General features: G+C 62.1%; 1 protein-coding gene. It reads right to left on the bottom strand.

Features of this window, described 5'->3' with window-relative positions; translation table 11 throughout:
- Positions 1–1,428, bottom strand: a 1,428-nt coding sequence (gene istA / locus VQ045_RS21655) for an IS21 family transposase (RefSeq protein ID WP_331831598.1), incomplete at its 3' end; no start/stop codon positions are given.
- Between the last annotated feature and the right edge of the window lie 98 nt (positions 1,429–1,526).

Here is a 1,526-nt window from a genome sequence, read left to right as displayed (position 1 = left end):
GGGGATCGCGATGCTGGAGACCGGCGGCGGCTGGAGATGGCGCGCAAGGATCGTCAGGATCACGTCGCCATGGCAGATTCCGGCTTCGACAGCCTCGGTGCAGGCGGTCTCGACGGCTTCCAGCCCATGGTCGAGGACGGCGCCGAGGACCTTCACGAACTGACGGTCGCTATCCTCGTGCCGCTTCAGCTCAGTGCGAACCTGCGCAAGGGCCGGCGGCAGGTCCCAGTCCTTGAACGGCGCGCCGTTGCGCAGCGCGCCCGGCTTCTTCAGAAGAATCGGCAGATAGTGCCAGGGATCGTAGATGACCTGATCGCGCCGGAACTGGCGCGGATGATCGGCGACGATCTGATCTTCGAATAAAACGACGACCCGCTCGGCGTATGTGCGCACCAGAACCGTCTGTCCGGCGGCCCGCGCATCGACGCTGTAGCGATTGTGGTCGGCCATGACGAGGCAGGTCGTGCTGGCCCGCACTGCCTTCTCGACGAACCCGTCGAACGGCGATCGCAGTTCCATCAAGGCAGGCCTTTCCTCCTGGAAGACCTCCCAGATCGTCCGATCCTTGAACTCGGGATGACGCGTCCTCTTAGCGTAGGCGATGCACTGGTCTTCCAGCCAGGCATTCAGTTCCTCAAGGCTCGCCACCTTCGGCTTGGGCCGGAACACCTGGTCGCGCAGATTGCCGACCTGGTTCTCCACCTGGCCCTTCTCCCAGCCCGCCGCCGGCGTGCATGCCACCGGCTCGATCAGATGGTGTGAACACATCTGAAGGAAGCGACGATTGTATTGACGGGCCTTGCCGACGAAGATCGTCTCCACCGCCGTCTTCATGTTGTCGTAGATTCCACGCCGGCAGATTCCGCCGTAGAAGGCAAAAGCCTTGTCGTGGGCGTCGAAGACAAGTTCCTGCGTCTCGCGGAAATAGGCGCGAACGAACGGCATCCGGCTGTGCGAAAGTCGCATATGCGCAGCCTTCACCATCAGCGGCAGCCCCTGAAGCGTGATCGTCTCGTGGCTCCAGTCGAACTGGTAGGCCTCGCCCGGCGCAAAGCTCATCGGCACGTAGGCTTTTGCCGGAAGGCGAGATCGCTCCTGCCGCCATGTTCTGGCAAACCGATGAACGCTGTCATGCGCTCCCTCGTAGCCGCGGCCGCGCAATTCCTCGAACAGGCGCTGCGTGGAGCGCCGTTCCCGACGTGGAAGCGCCGCTTCCGCTTCAAGGATCGCTGTCAGATCCTCGACAAACGCTCCGAGCCTGGGAGCCGGCTGAACCGCACGCTCGTATCGAAACTCCGTATCGTCTCCGCGCACGACTTTGCGCACCGTGCCTCGCGACACTCCCAGATCGCGGGCGATCGTCTTGATCCCCTGGCGCTGATCATGAAACGCACGCCGTATCTGACCTATCAAATCCACACCAATCATTCCCCGGCTTACCCTTCCAAACGGAGCAAAAGCCCATCCGGAAGAGACTGTGACAAACCAAAGCAGGGGTCATTCTTGGATGCGAAAAACCCCGCTTA

This window comes from Aurantimonas sp. E1-2-R+4 (genome assembly GCF_036549515.1).
GTDB classification, from domain to species: domain Bacteria; phylum Pseudomonadota; class Alphaproteobacteria; order Rhizobiales; family Rhizobiaceae; genus Aurantimonas; species Aurantimonas coralicida_A.
This window is presented reverse-complemented; position numbering and strand designations above follow the sequence as displayed.